Annotated in this window: 12 protein-coding genes; 7 read left to right on the forward strand and 5 right to left on the reverse strand. The window is 43.9% G+C overall.

The window, feature by feature from the left end; translation table 11 throughout:
- Positions 1 to 74 precede the first annotated feature (74 nt).
- The 3 genes from eno (at position 75) to tpiA (ending at position 3,642) form a co-directional block, all read left to right on the forward strand.
- Entirely contained in the window at positions 75 to 1,367 is a 1,293-nt protein-coding gene (gene eno / locus ACX6CI_RS03220) for a phosphopyruvate hydratase (protein ID WP_458776739.1), read from the forward strand.
- Positions 1,368 to 1,454: 87 nt separating this feature from the next.
- Positions 1,455 to 2,876 carry a pyruvate kinase gene (pyk, locus tag ACX6CI_RS03225; RefSeq protein ID WP_458776740.1) on the forward strand — a complete coding sequence of 474 codons (1,422 nt, stop codon included), beginning with the start codon at positions 1,455 to 1,457 and terminating at the stop codon, positions 2,874 to 2,876.
- Positions 2,877 to 2,895: 19 nt separating this feature from the next.
- Positions 2,896 to 3,642: a triose-phosphate isomerase gene (gene tpiA, locus ACX6CI_RS03230; protein ID WP_458776741.1), complete on the forward strand. Its 747-nt coding sequence runs from the start codon at positions 2,896 to 2,898 to the stop codon at positions 3,640 to 3,642.
- 154 nt (positions 3,643 to 3,796) lie between these two features.
- Here tpiA and ACX6CI_RS03235 read toward each other — a convergent pair whose 3' ends face one another.
- The 5 genes from ACX6CI_RS03235 to ACX6CI_RS03255 form a co-directional block, all read right to left on the reverse strand.
- On the reverse strand, positions 3,797 to 4,399 hold the full coding sequence (locus ACX6CI_RS03235) for a class I SAM-dependent DNA methyltransferase (protein WP_458776742.1): 603 nt from the start codon (positions 4,397 to 4,399) through the stop codon (positions 3,797 to 3,799).
- A 241-nt stretch (positions 4,400 to 4,640) separates the two neighbouring features.
- Positions 4,641 to 5,594 carry an ABC transporter substrate-binding protein gene (locus ACX6CI_RS03240; protein ID WP_458776743.1) on the reverse strand — a complete coding sequence of 318 codons (954 nt, stop codon included), beginning with the start codon at positions 5,592 to 5,594 and terminating at the stop codon, positions 4,641 to 4,643.
- Positions 5,595 to 5,705: 111 nt separating this feature from the next.
- Positions 5,706 to 7,187, reverse strand: coding sequence for a betaine-aldehyde dehydrogenase (gene betB, locus ACX6CI_RS03245; RefSeq protein WP_458776744.1), 1,482 nt, complete (start codon positions 7,185 to 7,187; stop codon positions 5,706 to 5,708).
- A 2-nt stretch (positions 7,188 to 7,189) separates the two neighbouring features.
- A complete protein-coding gene (gene betA / locus ACX6CI_RS03250) occupies positions 7,190 to 8,839 on the reverse strand; it encodes a choline dehydrogenase (RefSeq protein ID WP_458776745.1) in 1,650 nt (549 codons plus the stop codon).
- Between the two features lie 90 nt (positions 8,840 to 8,929).
- Positions 8,930 to 9,691, reverse strand: coding sequence for a FadR/GntR family transcriptional regulator (locus tag ACX6CI_RS03255; RefSeq protein WP_458776746.1), 762 nt, complete (start codon positions 9,689 to 9,691; stop codon positions 8,930 to 8,932).
- 631 nt (positions 9,692 to 10,322) lie between these two features.
- On the opposite strand from ACX6CI_RS03255, the gene ACX6CI_RS03260 reads away from it, so the two are divergent.
- The 4 genes from ACX6CI_RS03260 (at position 10,323) to ACX6CI_RS03275 (ending at position 15,636) form a co-directional block, all read left to right on the forward strand.
- Positions 10,323 to 10,664, forward strand: a complete 342-nt coding sequence (locus ACX6CI_RS03260; RefSeq protein WP_458776747.1) for a choline/carnitine O-acyltransferase — start codon at positions 10,323 to 10,325, stop codon at positions 10,662 to 10,664.
- Positions 10,665 to 10,672: 8 nt separating this feature from the next.
- Positions 10,673 to 12,082: a choline/carnitine O-acyltransferase gene (locus ACX6CI_RS03265; RefSeq protein ID WP_458778426.1), complete on the forward strand. Its 1,410-nt coding sequence runs from the start codon at positions 10,673 to 10,675 to the stop codon at positions 12,080 to 12,082.
- A gap of 445 nt (positions 12,083 to 12,527) precedes the next feature.
- A complete protein-coding gene (locus ACX6CI_RS03270; RefSeq protein ID WP_458776748.1) occupies positions 12,528 to 13,430 on the forward strand; it encodes a type IV pili methyl-accepting chemotaxis transducer N-terminal domain-containing protein in 903 nt (300 codons plus the stop codon).
- A gap of 43 nt (positions 13,431 to 13,473) precedes the next feature.
- The gene (locus tag ACX6CI_RS03275) at positions 13,474 to 15,636 is read left to right on the forward strand and encodes a bacteriohemerythrin (RefSeq protein ID WP_458776749.1); all 2,163 of its coding nucleotides are present in this window, start codon (positions 13,474 to 13,476) and stop codon (positions 15,634 to 15,636) included.
- The last annotated feature ends 112 nt before the right edge of the window (positions 15,637 to 15,748 follow it).

Below are 15,748 nucleotides of genomic sequence, written 5' to 3' on the forward strand. Positions count from 1 at the left end.
CGGCGTATCTGATTTTGAATGAGGCCATTTGCAAAAGCAATTTTGCAAATGGCTCAAATATATTGGGAATAACTATGTCAAAAATTAGCAAAATAGTTGGTAGAGAGGTTATGGATTCAAGGGGCAACCCTACAGTTGAGGCAGATGTTTACCTTGAGTCTGGAGCATGGGGAAGAGCATGCGCACCTTCTGGCGCATCAACTGGATCAAGAGAAGCTCTTGAGCTTCGAGATGGCGACAAGAGTCGTTACCTCGGTAAAGGAGTACTAAAGGCTGTTGCGGCAATTAATGAAAATATTCAGTTGGCATTAGTTGGCCAGAGTTCCTATGACCAGCAAAAGGTTGATCAGATAATGATTGATCTGGATGGTACTGAAAATAAAGATAAACTTGGTGCTAATGCAATCCTCGCAGTTTCTCTTGCCAATGCTAAAGCCGCAGCTCTTGATAAAAATATTCCTCTTTATCAGTATATCTCCGAATTGAATGGAACTGCAGGTGAGTATGTGATGCCCGTTCCTATGATGAATATCATCAATGGCGGGGAGCATGCCGATAACAATGTGGATATTCAGGAGTTCATGATCCAGCCGGTTGGAGCCAAAACTTTCCGTGAAGCGTTACGCATGGGAGCTGAAGTGTTCCATAACCTAAAAAAGGTGCTAAGTGAAAAAGGCTTGAGTACTGCAGTGGGTGATGAAGGTGGTTTTGCACCAAATCTTTCTTCAAATGAAGAGGCTCTTACCGTCATCGTTAAAGCTGTTGAGGCAGCTGGCTACAAGATGGGTGAAGACATTACCTTGGCACTCGATTGTGCAGCATCTGAGTTTTTTAAAAATGAGAACTATGACCTCAAAGGTGAGGGGAAAATCTTTGATTCTGAAAAATTTGGTGACTATCTAGCGGGACTCACTAGAAAATATCCAATTATTTCCATAGAAGATGGCTTGGATGAAAGTGATTGGGAAGGGTGGGCCAGTCTGACCAAAAAGATAGGAGCACGCATTCAGCTGGTAGGTGATGATCTGTTTGTTACAAATACGAAGATCCTAAAAAAGGGTATTGATACAGGCGTTGCAAACTCTATCTTGATCAAATTCAACCAAATCGGCTCCTTGACTGAGACCTTAGCTGCTATTCGGATGGCTAAAGAGGCGGGTTATACCGTGGTGATCTCACATAGAAGTGGAGAAACAGAAGATGTGACCATTGCCGATCTCGCAGTCGGTACAGCTGCAGGGCAAATCAAAACCGGTTCTCTTTGTCGGTCTGACCGGGTTGCAAAGTACAATCAACTGCTGCGAATAGAAGAAGAGTTGGCGGGTAAGGTGAGCTTCGCAGGTCGCAAGGGAATATATGGGCAATAGTAACTCTATTGTTACTGTAATTCTGCCATCGTCTTGTAAAACAATCTCTTATCGCTTCACCAGTACAGAAACAGGTTCGTAATTGCCATGCAAAGAAAAACAAAAATAGTTGCAACGATCTCAAGTAAAAATTGTTCTGTACCCTTTATTACATCCCTTTTTGAGGCGGGAATGAACGTTGTACGGCTTAATACTGCCCATATGGATCATAATGATGCCCTGGATGTTATCCGAAACACCAGAGCCGTGTCGGATAGGATAGGCATACTTCTCGATACTAAAGGGCCTGAGATCAGGACCTGCGCTATGGAGGCTCCTTTAGCCGTCAGATGTGGTGATACAGTCTTAATGAAGGGTGCGCCAAATGAAATATCATATGATAATGTAATATGCGTATCCCATGGTGAATTTGTTGAAGACGTCCCAGTTGGTAGTTCTATTCTTATTGATGATGGCTTGATTGCCCTTGCTGTTATAGGTAAAGAAGATAATTGTCTCAAATGTACTGTTGAAAATGATGGAACAATCAATGCGCGGAAAAGCATTAATATTCCTGCTGTTCATGTGAAATTACCGGCCCTTAGTGAAAAAGATAAGGGGTTTATTGATTTCGCGGCTGACAATGACCTGGACTTTATTGCTCATTCCTTTGTTCGAAATAAGGATGATGCTTTAGCTGTTCAGAGTATTCTGGATGCTAAAAAGTCCGGCATTAAAATAATTGCTAAAATTGAAAACTCTGAAGGGGTGGAGAATCTGTCGGAAATTCTGGACCATGTTTATGGAATTATGATTGCGAGAGGCGATCTAGCCGTTGAAATACCGACAGAACAGATTCCACTCACCCAAAAACGTATCATAAAAGAATGTATTGAGAGAAGAAAACCCGTCATTGTCGCAACTCAGATGCTTCATTCCATGATTGAATCGCCAAGGCCCACAAGAGCTGAAGTGTCAGACGTGGCGAATGCTTGTCTTGACCATGCCGATGCCGTTATGTTGTCAGGTGAAACTGCCAATGGTAAATATCCAGAACTCGCAGTGCGCATGATGACGAAGATAGCAGGCGAGGTTGAAGCGAACACTTCTGGTAACATCGATGTCCCCTACAGTAATGGGAATAAACTTGCCGCCTATCTGGCAAAAGCAGCCGTTAAGGCGGCGGTTCGTCTCAAAACAAAGGCGATTATTGCAGATTCACTTACCGGGAAGTCTATTCTTGCCCTTGCAGCATATCGTGGCCCAAACGTAATTTATGCGCAGGTTTATGACAAACGAGTGACGAGGCAACTGTCACTTTCCTATGGTGTTTATGCAGAGTATGTCCCAATTGATCTGACTGTAGATCAACCGTTAAAATTATCAATCTGTCGTCTTGTGGCGGAAGATCATTTTAAAGACAGTGATCTTGTCGTGATCCTTGCCGGAAGTTTTGGACCTAAGCTGGGTGCATCATATATTGAAATAAGTTCGGCTGCAAATTTCAGACAAAATTGCGGTCATTTATAGAGTATAATTGAGGAATAAAATGAGAAAGCCTATAATTGCTGGAAATTGGAAGATGACAATGAGTATTGCAGAAGCAAGAGATTTCGTTGCTGCAATTAAAGACCAGGTGACAGGAGAGAATGTTGAGGCTGTTATCTGTTCGCCCTTTACCATGCTTAAAGATTTAAAAGAGGTTACTGCCGGGACAGCGATCAAGGTAGGAGCACAAAATATGCACTTTGAAGAAAGTGGTGCCTTTACAGGGGAGATTTCTCCTTCAATGCTGAAGGAATTAGGTGTGGATTATGTAGTCATCGGCCACTCCGAGAGAAGAGAATATTTCAACGAAACAGATGAAACTGTGAATAAGAAAGTTCTTAAAGCATTAGAGCATGCCATCCTGCCTATCCTCTGTTGTGGAGAAACTTTAGAGCAAAGAGATGCAGACAAAACCAAAGATGTTGTGAAAGAACAGGTTGAAAAAGGTCTTGTTGGTGTGAGCAGTGCTGATCTGGTGAACGTTGTTATAGCCTATGAGCCTATCTGGGCAATTGGTACAGGAAAGACGGCCACAAGCAGCCAGGCAAATGAAGTGATCACATACATACGAAAAGTTGTGGCAGATATGTTTGATGCTGAGCTTGCTGCACAAGTTCGTATTCAATATGGTGGGAGCGTCAAGCCTGCAAATGTTGCTGAAATCATGAATGAATCAGATATAGATGGAGCCCTTGTTGGCGGAGCAAGTTTGAAACCAGAGAGTTATCTGGGGCTTGTGAATTTCTAACGAATCCTGGGGCTCAGGTCCTGAGAACCTTTAGGTATAAAGATGATTGAAATATAATAGACGTGGCCCATGGTGATTGCAAAAGGAACTTCTTGATGACCAATAGAGCTCTTGGCAGTGGTCAGGAGCTTTATTCTATGAATGAGCGAAAGTATTAACCCTTAGTGGCAGTTACCAGAAAGGCCGTAAATTTCCTTTCGTTATAGGTGAAATGATGGGCTGTGACAAACTCAATATTCTCAAATGAGTACATTTTGAGTATTGCTTTCAACTCTTCTCGGTTAAATCCGCAATGATAAACACCTTGATTATCCTCTCCATGAAAACTTCCATCTTCTTCATCGACATCAACCAGGGCAATCCACGATCCTGATTTTGAGTGGGATGAGAAACTTTGTATCAATTTATTTGTGTCCTCCACGTGGTGCATCGCAAAGGCGCTTATGATGAGATCAAATTTTTCACCAATGGGATTTGTTATGATATTCTGGCAGAGGGCAGTAACCTTGTTTTCAAGCTCAGGTTTTGCAGTGAGTTGTTCCAGCATTGCTTCGGATATGTCCAATGCTGTTATCCTGTCCACTTCCGGGGCAATTTGGGAGGAAATAAGGCCGGTGCCAGCACCGAAATCCATAACATGCATCTGTTTATGAATGGGGACTTTTGATAAAATCAAATCGCCAATCACAGGTGACATATCTTTTGCCCACTGTTCTGCATCATAATCTTTCGCTTTTTCTTCAAACAAATCTGACATAGAATATACCTGTGTAACTCGTTAGTATTGGTTCTTGCTTGATATGTTCCCATGCGTGTCAGCGAATCTCTTTCACTATTATTTTGTGTAACTATTACTAATAGGATTCTAGTCAAAATTTCAGGAAATTTCGAGCTGTAATCGGGACGTAGATATGGAAATTCTTATGAGAAGTATACAGACGCCCCGACAACACGAGCAGTGTTGTCGGGGCGTTTGAGTGTTCTGGGTAAGGGGAGAATTACTGTTTCTGGAGGTATGCTGTAAAAACTGGTAAGGCAGGTTTGCTACCATCAGCGGTGGTCACACCCTCTAACCACCCTTTGTAGATTTCAGGGTGCTTTTTTAGATAAGCTATTCCTGCTTCTCCATGCTTGAGTTGCTTGTCTTCCTGGAGCATGAGTGAGATCTCGTTTATCATTGTGATAGGGAAGGTGTAATTCTTTAGAAATATACCAACGTTTGGCATCTCTTTGTCAAATCCCTGGCGTATGTTTGTGTAGACGGTGGCTGTTCCGTCATTTGCTCCAAAGGTTTCTTCTGTGGAGCCTGTGAGATACTTCATGTCGATGATCCGGTTCATGTAGTGGGGAGACCAGCCGAGGAATACCACCCATTGACCTTCTTTACTGAGGGTTTTTACTTCAGCGAGCATAATTGGTTCACTCGTCTCAATGAGTTCGAAATCACCAAGACCAAACTTGTTTGTATCGATCATTGCTTGAACAATCATGTTGCCGTCATTGCCGGATTCAATACCGTAAATCTTATGATCGAGTTTATCAGCGTATTTGGCAATATCGCTTAAGTCTTTCAATCCGCCATCCACAACATAGGCAGGAGCTGCTAGGGTGTATTTAGCACCAGGCATATTGGCAACATATTTAACGATTGTCTTCTTTTCGAAGAACTGGTCGGCAATAGATGCCATTGATGGCATCCAGTTGCCAAGAAATATATCGATATCGCCCATATCTAGAGCCTTATAGATCATGGATACCGGTAGTATTTTGCTGGTGGTTTCGTAGCCGAGGCTGTCGAGGATTTGCTGACCGATCTCAGTTTTTACTGTGACACCGGTCCAACCGACATTGGCAAAACGTATTTCTTTTGCACTGTAAGCTGTTGTAGTAAACAAAAAAAAGGCTGTTACTATCGTAATTAGCGTTATGCTGCATCTTCTCAGTGGTTGCATACATTCTCCTTAATTATATATGTATCTGATAAGTGGTTTCAGCTTACTTTCTCCTGTAATTTTCCGGAAATGGAGCTGACCTGCTCATGAAGAAAACCTTTATTCTAAAACTCAAATACCAAACCATCTCAGAGGTTCGGATTTATGGTTTTGAAAAATATGCTTAACTTCAGTGTATTCTTCGAGACCATTTGGGCCCAGCTCCCGTCCAAGGCCGGACTGCTTGTAACCGCCCCAAGGGGCTTGGGTGAAATAGACGTTAAAATCGTTGATCCAAACGGTACCAAATCGTAGCTGTCGTGAAACCCTGGAAATTCTATCCGGGTCACGAGTCCAAAAGCCCGTGGCAAGGCCGTAGACTGAGCTGTTCGCTCGTTGTATAACTTCCTCTTCTTCCCTGAATTTTTCTACAGTTATGACGGGGCCGAACACTTCTTCCTGGACGATGCGCATGTCGTTATGACAGTTGCTGAAAAGTGTCGGCATAAAGAAAAACCCGTCTTGCAATTCAGCTTCATCAGGACGCCGACCACCCAGCTCGAGGTGTGCTCCATCAGCCTTTGCAACACTCATATAGCTCTCAATCTTTGACAGGTGTTCAGCTGAAATTACAGGTCCCATCTGGGTTGACACCGCCATGCCATCGCCCAGTTTGATCTTTGACATTCTCGTTTTGAGCTGTTCTAGAAAGCGATCGTGAATACTTTCTTCAACCATTAATCTGGAGCCGGCGGAGCAAATCTGTCCAGCGTGAAAAAACACCCCGTTCAGTGCCCCCTCAATGGCAGCGTCCAGATCAGCATCAGCGAAGATGATGTTGGGGTTTTTGCCGCCCAACTCAAGGGCGATTTTTTTAACGTTGCCACTTGCTGCACGCATTATAGTTTTTCCGGTCTCTATCCCTCCGGTAAAAGAGATCAGATCCACCATATGGTTTTCGGCAAGCTCTGCACCTACACTTGCGCCAGGTCCCAGCACAGTGTTAATGACTCCTGGTGGAAAATCGAGCTCGGATGTAAGTTCTGTAATTTTGAGTGTGGTGAGCGGCGTAATTTCACTTGGTTTGATAACAACCGTACAGCCGGCTGCAAGGGCAGGGGCCAGTTTCCAAGCTGCCTGGAGGAGTGGATAATTCCACGGTGATATTTGGCCACAAACACCAACTGGCTCACGTACCAGGCGGCTGTCACTGTTTGGTATTGGTGAGTTGATAATTGTCCCACCATCTTTATCTGCAAGACCTCCATAATAACGAAAGATACCGGCAATATCTGCCATGTCCCAACGACTCTCTTCTAACGTCTTTCCAGTGTCAAGAGTCTCGAGCTCTGCTAAAACCTCGCTATCTGACTCAATACGATCAGCGAGTTGAAATAGGAGATTACCACGTTCCACGGCAGGGAGATCAGACCACACCTTGCTGTCAAAGGCGTGCCTGGCTGCTTCAATGGCACGTTGGGCGTCTTCCCGGTCGCCTTCAGCTACTTCAACAAGAACCTTGCCGTTAAAAGGGTTGATGATTTTGCGAGTTTTCCCAGATGCAGCAGGCTTCCATTGCCCATTTATAAACATGTTGTTGGCGGTAATGTTCATAATTACTCTGCCTCTTGCTTGTGTCTGTAGAAGTCTGCTTGAATGGCTGGTTCGGGGCTGTTGCCAAGTATGATATCGGCAGCCTTTTCGGCCACCATCATAACCGGAGCGTAGATGTTACCGTTGGTGATTGACGGAAAAATCGATGCATCAACAACCCGTAGATTCTCAACCCCATGGACCTTAAGTTCTGAGTCCACAACAGCCATGTCGTCGTATCCCATTTTACAGGTGCAGCTAGGGTGGTAGGCGCTTTCACCCTCACGGGCAACAAAGTCAAGAATCTCTTCATCGCTCTGCACATCGGGGCCGGGGGCCAGTTCTGTACCACGCAAGTCATCAAAGGCGGCTTGACCGATTATTTCCCGGGAACACTTGATCGCTTCCAGCCATTCTTGCCGCTCCTGCTCAGTGGAGAGGTAATTGAAGAAGATTTCGGGATATTTTGCAGGATCCGCTGATGTGATCTTAACGTGTCCGCGGACATCTGTATTCATCGGTCCAACATGGAGCTGAAAACCGTGACCTTGGGCTGGTGCAGAACCATCATAGCGGATGGCAATGGGTAGAAAATGAAACTGTAGATTTGGATACTTAACTCTATCGTTGCCGCGGATAAACCCTCCAGCCTCAAAATGATTGGTAGCGGCTGCACCTTTTCGGTGGAATAACCAGTCATATCCTATTTTAGGTTGGTTCTTCCATTGTAAGGCAGGGTACATACTGACCGGTTTCTTGCAGGCATATTGGACGTACAATTCCAGATGGTCCTGTAGGTTTTCCCCAACACCGGGTAGATCATGAACAACATCCACACCAAGCTTATTTAGTTCACTGCCATTGCCGATGCCCGATTGTTGGAGAAGTGCAGGTGAGTTAATTGCGCCGCCACAGGAGATGATCTCTCCTGCATAGACTGTATATGTCTTGCTTCCTCTGCCATACTCGACCCCAACAGCTTTTTTCCCCTCGAAAAGGATACGTTTAACCATGGCCTTGCAGTGCACAGTGAGGTTTGCGCGATTTTTAACTGGGTGAAGGTAGGCGCGGGCAGCATTATGTCGACGTCCTCTGTAGATATTTTGGTCAAATTTTCCAAAGCCCTCCTGTTGATAACCGTTTACATCTGTGGTTAGAGGATGACCCGCCTGTTCAGCAGCTTTGAAAAATGCACTAAAGAGAGGACTGTCACATTTTCCTGTGTCGAGATAGAGCGGACCGTTTGAACCATGGTACTCATCTGCTCCCTGCAGGCGGTTTTCGGCTTTACTGAAGTAGGGTAGGCAGTGAGCGTAACTCCACTGTTCTAACCCTTGATTGCCAGCCCATTTGTTGTAGTCCATTGCGTTACCGCGAATGTAGATCATGCCGTTTATGCTGCTCGATCCCCCCAGGACCTTACCTCTTGGCTGGGCGATACGACGATTATGCATCTGCGGTTCGGGTTCAGATTCATACAACCAGTTATAGGTGTCATCTGTGAGCAAGTAGGTGAGAGCTGCAGGCATATGGATACGGAAATCCCAGCGGTAATCAGGTTTGCCAGCCTCTAGTACCAGAACCTTATTTTGGGGGTTGGTGCTCAGTCGATTGGCAATAACACTTCCAGCTGATCCACCGCCTATGATAATGTAATCGTATGTTTTATTCATTTGCTCCTCACGTCCTTACCTGTAAATTTTTTTAAAAAAAGTTGTTGGCTGGGGGGACAGAAAGATGTTCTTTGCCCTATTGAGTCAGTGCTAGCCTATAGCTTTGTTGTCTTCAGAAATACCCTCTCGTTCACTGTTTTTTTCAATACAGTTTTGCAGTAATGCGTAATGCGCTGATATCGAGTTAAGTGCTTTCATAGGATCATTTTCAGCAATTCGACATGCCGTGACATACCAATTTTTTGCTGTTTTTCTGCGGAAATCCGGATCATCATATAGAGCGTAGTCGTGGGAGCTAAAGCCGTGTTGAATGGCTTCCATGACCCACTCAAAAATTGGGTTTTTACTCATTTTTGCCAGGCGGATATTTAGTAACTGGTCCTGCCTTTCCAGGATGTCTCGCTCAACCTCCTCACCGTCAAGAAGCTGCAGTAGTTTCTCTGTTTCTGTTACAAGCTCCTCTTTTTCCCTTGTGGTCGCTCGAGCAATGGCTAAAACGGTAATTGTGCGGTCTATACTTTCGCGGAACTCCACAATGTCATTGGTGCCGATATCTTGCTGTTTTAGAAATAAAGATAGAGATTCACCCACATTAGCTACGTCAATCTGTTTAATGTATGCTCCTCCCTTAGCCCCTTTACGGGTTTCGACCAGTCCTTTTTGTTTTAATGCGCGTATGGCCTCTCTAATTACTCCACGCCCGCACTGAAACTGGACCTGTAATTCTCTTTCACTGGGGAGTCGTTCGCCTGGAAGGATCTTCTCCTCAAGAATTGCAGCTTGGATCTGAATTGCTATATCTTCGCCTGCTCTGCCAATTGGAACGGGAATAAAAATTGGTGGTTTTGACATCACGTATCCTTTGTTGTCGTAATGGTAGGACCAAATGGGTGGTTTTAGATTTCGATATTTATATATGGTAAAATTAAACCATGTTAAAACGGGGTTATAGTAATTTTAAATGAATGACTTTATGGTTTCTTGGCCCTGAATGGTCGTACCAAACTTATCTGACAAAGAGATGGATGTCAAGTTGTTTGAGTTTTGGGAGCCGGTTTGAAAGAGTGAGTTGGTGGATGTGGTCAGAGCGGAGCTGCTTTTTGGGAAGATAGTGCGAACATATTTTTCCTACGCCTAGCAGTCTAAGATGGCTGGTAAGGTTCATAGTAAGTGTGTGCTGGAATGGTACTACCATTGTGGCTGTGAGAAATAATGATGGTGGCGTGTTCTTGGGGTTGAATTTTAACCAAAGCTCTGTTAATAGTCGTTAAAATGATTTAGTCGTGATCGGTGTGTTCTCAGTTTTTTTGTCTTGAATGGTAGGACCAAACTGACAGGTAGAAGAGCCTAAGTCGTTTTTTTTGAAGACCAAATGCACTGCAGTAGTGCTTCAAGCTCGCCTTAAATAAACACGTAGAGTCACATCTAAACATCAAGAAAAGTCCCTCTTATTTATTATTTTACACCTATGAATGCTCCAACAATGACATTACCACAACAACCGATTCCCGAACTGGAACAAACCTGCAGGAACCTACTTTACTGGATAAAACCGTTGGTTGACTCTGAGACATTTGCTCAAACCAGCAACGTTGTCAATGCATTTCAGAATAAGACTGGTGCAGGTCCAAAGCTGCAGAATCTACTTGTCAACTGGGGCCGAAATACAAAAGCTGAGAACTACGCAGCCCCACTTTGGCGCGAGCTATACCTTTCGTCTAGACATCCTCTCATTATTGAAGGGAATGTTTTTTTTGCTCTTGAAAGTCCCTATGATTCTGACCTTAAAAAACACCCGACCAGGACCAGGTGGCGTGCAGACTAGTCCATTCAGTGCTCAGGTTTATAGCGGATATTCAAGCTGAGTATATGTCCAAACCGCCTGGTAATACAAATATATGCATGCACCAATATACGGAGTTATTTGCAACAACTCGAATTCCCGGAACAGGTCGAGACACGATAGTGACTGGTTCATTGGACAGCGACTACATCGTTGTAGTCTGTCATGGCCATCTCTATAGACTGAAAGTCAGGGACTCAAGAGGCACACCTTTGTCAGAGGAGATACTCAGAAAAACAGTTGCCAAGATACAGGAGTTGCCTGTCAACGACCAGAACAGTCCAGGAGTTTTTACTACACTTCAGAGGGATGACTGGGCCAGGATTCGAAGAGATCTTGAACTCATTCCGGGTAATAGTGAAAAACTGGACACAATTGATGAAGCACTCTTTATTCTCTGTCTTGATGATACCGTCGTTGAACAGCCGGAAGAGATAGCTGAGAATATGCTGCTTGGGCCTTGCGGTAACCGGTGGTTCGATAAATCTCTGCAATTCATTGTGACAAAAAACTGTCAGATTGGTTTGAATATGGAGCATACCTGCTTTGACGGAACCGTTACAACCCATCTATTGGAGGAAATATCACACAATATGTCCGTTATTCCCAAGGACAGTAATGGGCAAGACGATATTCAAGAGATATTGTATGAACCCCTTGTCTTTGCACTAACACCTTCTCTTCAAGATGAACTCAATGACAGCCAAAAAAATTTTAGCCAGATTGTATCAGACTACTCTTTTAATGTGTTGTTGCTACCGGACTATGGTATTGAGCGTCTGAAGAAATTTAAGTGCAGTCCTGATGGTTTCATACAGCTTGCTCTTCAGTATGCGTATTATAAAATATACACCACTTGCCCCAGTACATATGGAGCTGTATCGATGCGCCACTTTGTTAAAGGTAGAATCGAGGTTATGTATACTGTCACTGAGGAGTCGATACAGTTCGTTCATTTGATGTGCAATCCCGATACAACAATCAGAGAAAAACAACAGGCATTGCGTCGTGCAACCACAGCACACGTCGAACGAATTCGTAGTTGTCAGAAGGGGTGTGGTATCGACAGTCATATCATGGCGCTCCGCTTCATGTATGACAGTTTTGCAAGTGATGCAGGAATAAAAGAACTCCCTGAGTTGTTCAACGATCCCGGGTTCAAACGACTACTGGACACCAGGCTTTGTACAAGCACAACCTCTTCAAGTGATCTATTCCTTGCGGGGTATGGCCCTGTCGTAAAAGGTGGCTTTGGTATTCGTTATATTAAAGATCGTGAAAGTTTGCGAATCATCGTCACAGGAAGAGAGGAAAGTGCACCATATGTTAATGATATGAGCCGTCAGATACAGAGAGTATTGACAGAAATGATTGGGCTTATGGAAGATATAGCTTCATGATGGGCAAAATTATCAGTTACATTAACCAATACCGTAATGCAAGAAGGTATCTCTCACTTCACTCACTCGACTTTAATGTGTAGAATCCTAGCTGGCTGTTGCTGTTGCACCCTTGGCTCTTCCGAAAAGATTTGAGCTATCTCTCCCCGCCCTTGAATATAATTGATGGAGATCAGGTTATTCTCCAGTCCTACCCTCTGACTCTTTTGTTTTAGCTACGAGCAGTTACGTAGTTTTAAGAAAAGAGCAAGAATCTCACCGACCCTGGTAACCTCAATCTATTGAGCCTTTTGCAAAAGTAAGCTGTAAAGGGCGTTTATGGCTCATAGAAAGGAAAAAAATTGCACTAAAAATTTGTAATTAGCAATGGCGATACGATACAGTTAGTAGACTTCTTCAAAAGAAGATGTCCTACAGCTAACCACACACCTTAGGAGAAAAATGTATGAACGGTTTATTACAAATGATCATTGCCTCTCTTGTTATATCCCTTGTTACAGTAACCGGTTCCACACTCGCCTTTGCAGAGGGACCGACTGCAGGAGAATATGGTGTTGTTCTTAACCTGTCCGGAAAACAACGCATGTTGTCGCAGAAAATGAGTAAGGAAGTCGCTCTCATTAAACTCAACTATAAAAAGGATGAAAACCTCGCCAATCTGAAAGCGACGTCAGCATTATTTGATAAAACACTCAAAGGCCTACGTGATGGGGATGAAGGTCTCAAGCTGCCTGCCACCGAGTCACGCCGTATTCTTCGCCAGATAGACCAGAAAATTACACCTCTCTGGGGGCCTTTCTACGCAACCATCCAGGAAATTACTGCAGCAGGTGATGTCACTGATGAACAACTTGATGCAATAGCTGTAAATAACTTACCTCTTTTGGGCGAGATGAATAAATGCGTGAAACTCTACGAAAAGGACGCTGCTAAAGCTGGTATGAAATCAGATCCAGGCCTTGCTGTAACAATTAATCTTGCTGGTAAGCAACGCATGCTTTCCCAGAAAATGAGTAAAGAATTTCTTCTGATTGCAGCCGGGTATAAGGTTGATGATAATAAATTGAGTCTACAGGAAACTTCTGGTCTGTTTGAGAGGACATTGACAGGGCTGCTGGATGGTGATGCAACCTTAGATCTTCCCGGGACAAAAGATGAAGGCATCAGGGCCCAACTTGTAAAAGTTCAGGGATTATGGACCGAATTCAAACCGGGTGTAGAATTTGCCGCAAAATCTACTGACACAATTCCAGAGGATAAGGTGGCAGGTCTTGCTGAACAGAATCTTCCCTTACTGAAGGAAATGAATAAGGCCGTTGGTATGTATGAGGCCTTGGCTGCTCAATAGTTTTCATCTAAGAAAGCACATTTGATTTAGGAGAAGCTCGGAAGTGAAAATACGATCGAAAATACTCTCGCTCGGTGGACTGAATGTAATTATTCAGTTCATCACTCTTGCTATCATTATCACAATATTCTCATCTCTTCTTACGGGGTTTGGTGAGATTATTGAAAAAGCAAATTCAAACAAGCTGCTTACTGAGAAATCTCAGGAAGACATAAAGGCTGCTAATCTCCAAGTCGATAAAATGGTTGAGGAGATGGCTGGTCTTAACGATCTGATTGGTGCGACAAATAACTCCATAAAAATCCTTGAAAAAAAGATCGTGGTCAGTTCGAACAGCCTCTCTGAAATGTCAGAGAGTATTGAGGTAGTACTCGATGCTATTGAGGATGAAGAAACCCAGGATCACCTCTTTGATATGGCCGATGGAGTAGGGAATTTGCAGGAGATAATGAAGCGTGAGGCGTTGGTAAGCCTCCAGGCTTCAGTCAAAAGTATGGATGCGTCCACCATCAAGGTTGGTCAACAGCTCGACAAGATCAATAGCTTTTCCCAAAGCCTCGATCAGATGATGGCTGATGGTGTAAGGGTCACAAAAGAGAGTGGCGAAATTCTCTCTATCTCAACACTTTTTGAGACATCTATCACCAAAAACAAAACCTTTTTGACAATATTGATTCTGGTATTTGCGGCTATTGCCGTGGTCATCAGTATCGTGATTTCCCGCTCTATTACTGTACCTCTACTTAAGGTAGTAGATATGGTGCAGGACATCGCTCAAGGTGAAGGCGACCTTACCAAGCGACTTACCATAAACACAAAAGATGAACTTGGAGAACTCTCTTCCTGGCTCAACATGTTTATAGAGCGTCTTAACAAAATTATTGTCAATATCACCACCAATGCGGAAACAGTAACAGCCTCTTCCCGTGAACTGTTGGTCGCTTCTAAAGAGGTATCCGGAGGGACTGAAGAACTCTCTGGTAAGGCCAATACTGTTGCGGCCGCCTCAGAGGAGATGAGTTCAAATATGAACTCAGTGGCAGCAGCAAGTGAACAGGCTTCTGCCAATATATCCATCGTTTCAAAGTCCGCTGTTGTTATGCAGGAGACCCTTGGTGCTGTTGCGACAAATTGCGATAAAGCAAAGACCATTTCTGGGGATGCCACGGCACAGGTCGATACAGCGGCAGAGCGTGTTTCATTTCTGGGTACAGCAGCTCAGGAGATCTCAAAAGTCACTGAGGTTATCACCGAGATTGCAGACCAGACGAACCTCTTGGCACTTAATGCAACTATTGAAGCGGCAAGGGCTGGTGAATCTGGTAAGGGGTTTGCGGTTGTCGCGGGTGAGATTAAAGAACTTGCAAGCCAGACCACAGAGGCGACAAAAGATATTAAGGAACGAGTCGCTAAAATTCAGAGTTATACTGACGATACCGTCCAAGATGTAACCAAAATATCCAATGTCATCACTGATGTGAATACCATCGTGCTTGCCATCGCCAAATCTGTGGAGGAGCAATCGAGTAATGCAGCAGAGGTCGCAGATAACATCGGCCATGCAGCGCTCGGTATAGGAGAGGTGAATGAGAACGTTGCTCAAAGTTCCCAGGTTTCCTCCGAAATTGCAGAAGATATTGCTGGTGTTAAGACTGTTGCTGAAAATATGTCTAAGACAAGTCTACAGCTTAATCGTAGTGCCGATGACCTCTCTACACTATCATCAAATCTACGGGATATGATCAGTGTGTTTAAAATTGATAAAGAAGCCGGGTCTGGTCAGCAGATATTTGGGAAAACACCTCAGGACGTGCCTGATCTTTTGCCCTGGAGTAAAGACTTAACTATTGGCATTGAGGAAATAGATAAGCAACATCAAAAACTAGTGGAGTTGCTTAATAAACAGCACAGGTCTATGCGGATAGGAGGAGGTAATGAAGATCCTGCTGCAATTCTCAAAGAATTGTTGAGTTATACGGAGTACCATTTTAGAAGCGAAGAAAAGTTGTTTGCAAAATTCAATTACCCAAAACAAGACGAGCACATAAAACGTCACAAGGAACTCATTGAAAAAGTTACCCACTTCCAGCAGCAGGTGGAAGATGGCAGTGCATCTGTTAATATGGACCTTATGGATCTGTTGAGTGACTGGCTAACAAATCACATCTTAAAAGATGATAAAGACTATGTTGAGTATTGTAAGTAGAACGAGACTGTCTTTGTGATGGGAAATGTTTGATTACCCAGTGAGGTGACAGGAGGCAAATGTCGCCTTGCTGGGAATTGGTTTTGATGAGGTTTTTAACGTGAACGAATTG

Source organism: Desulforhopalus glucosivorans (assembly GCF_054397165.1).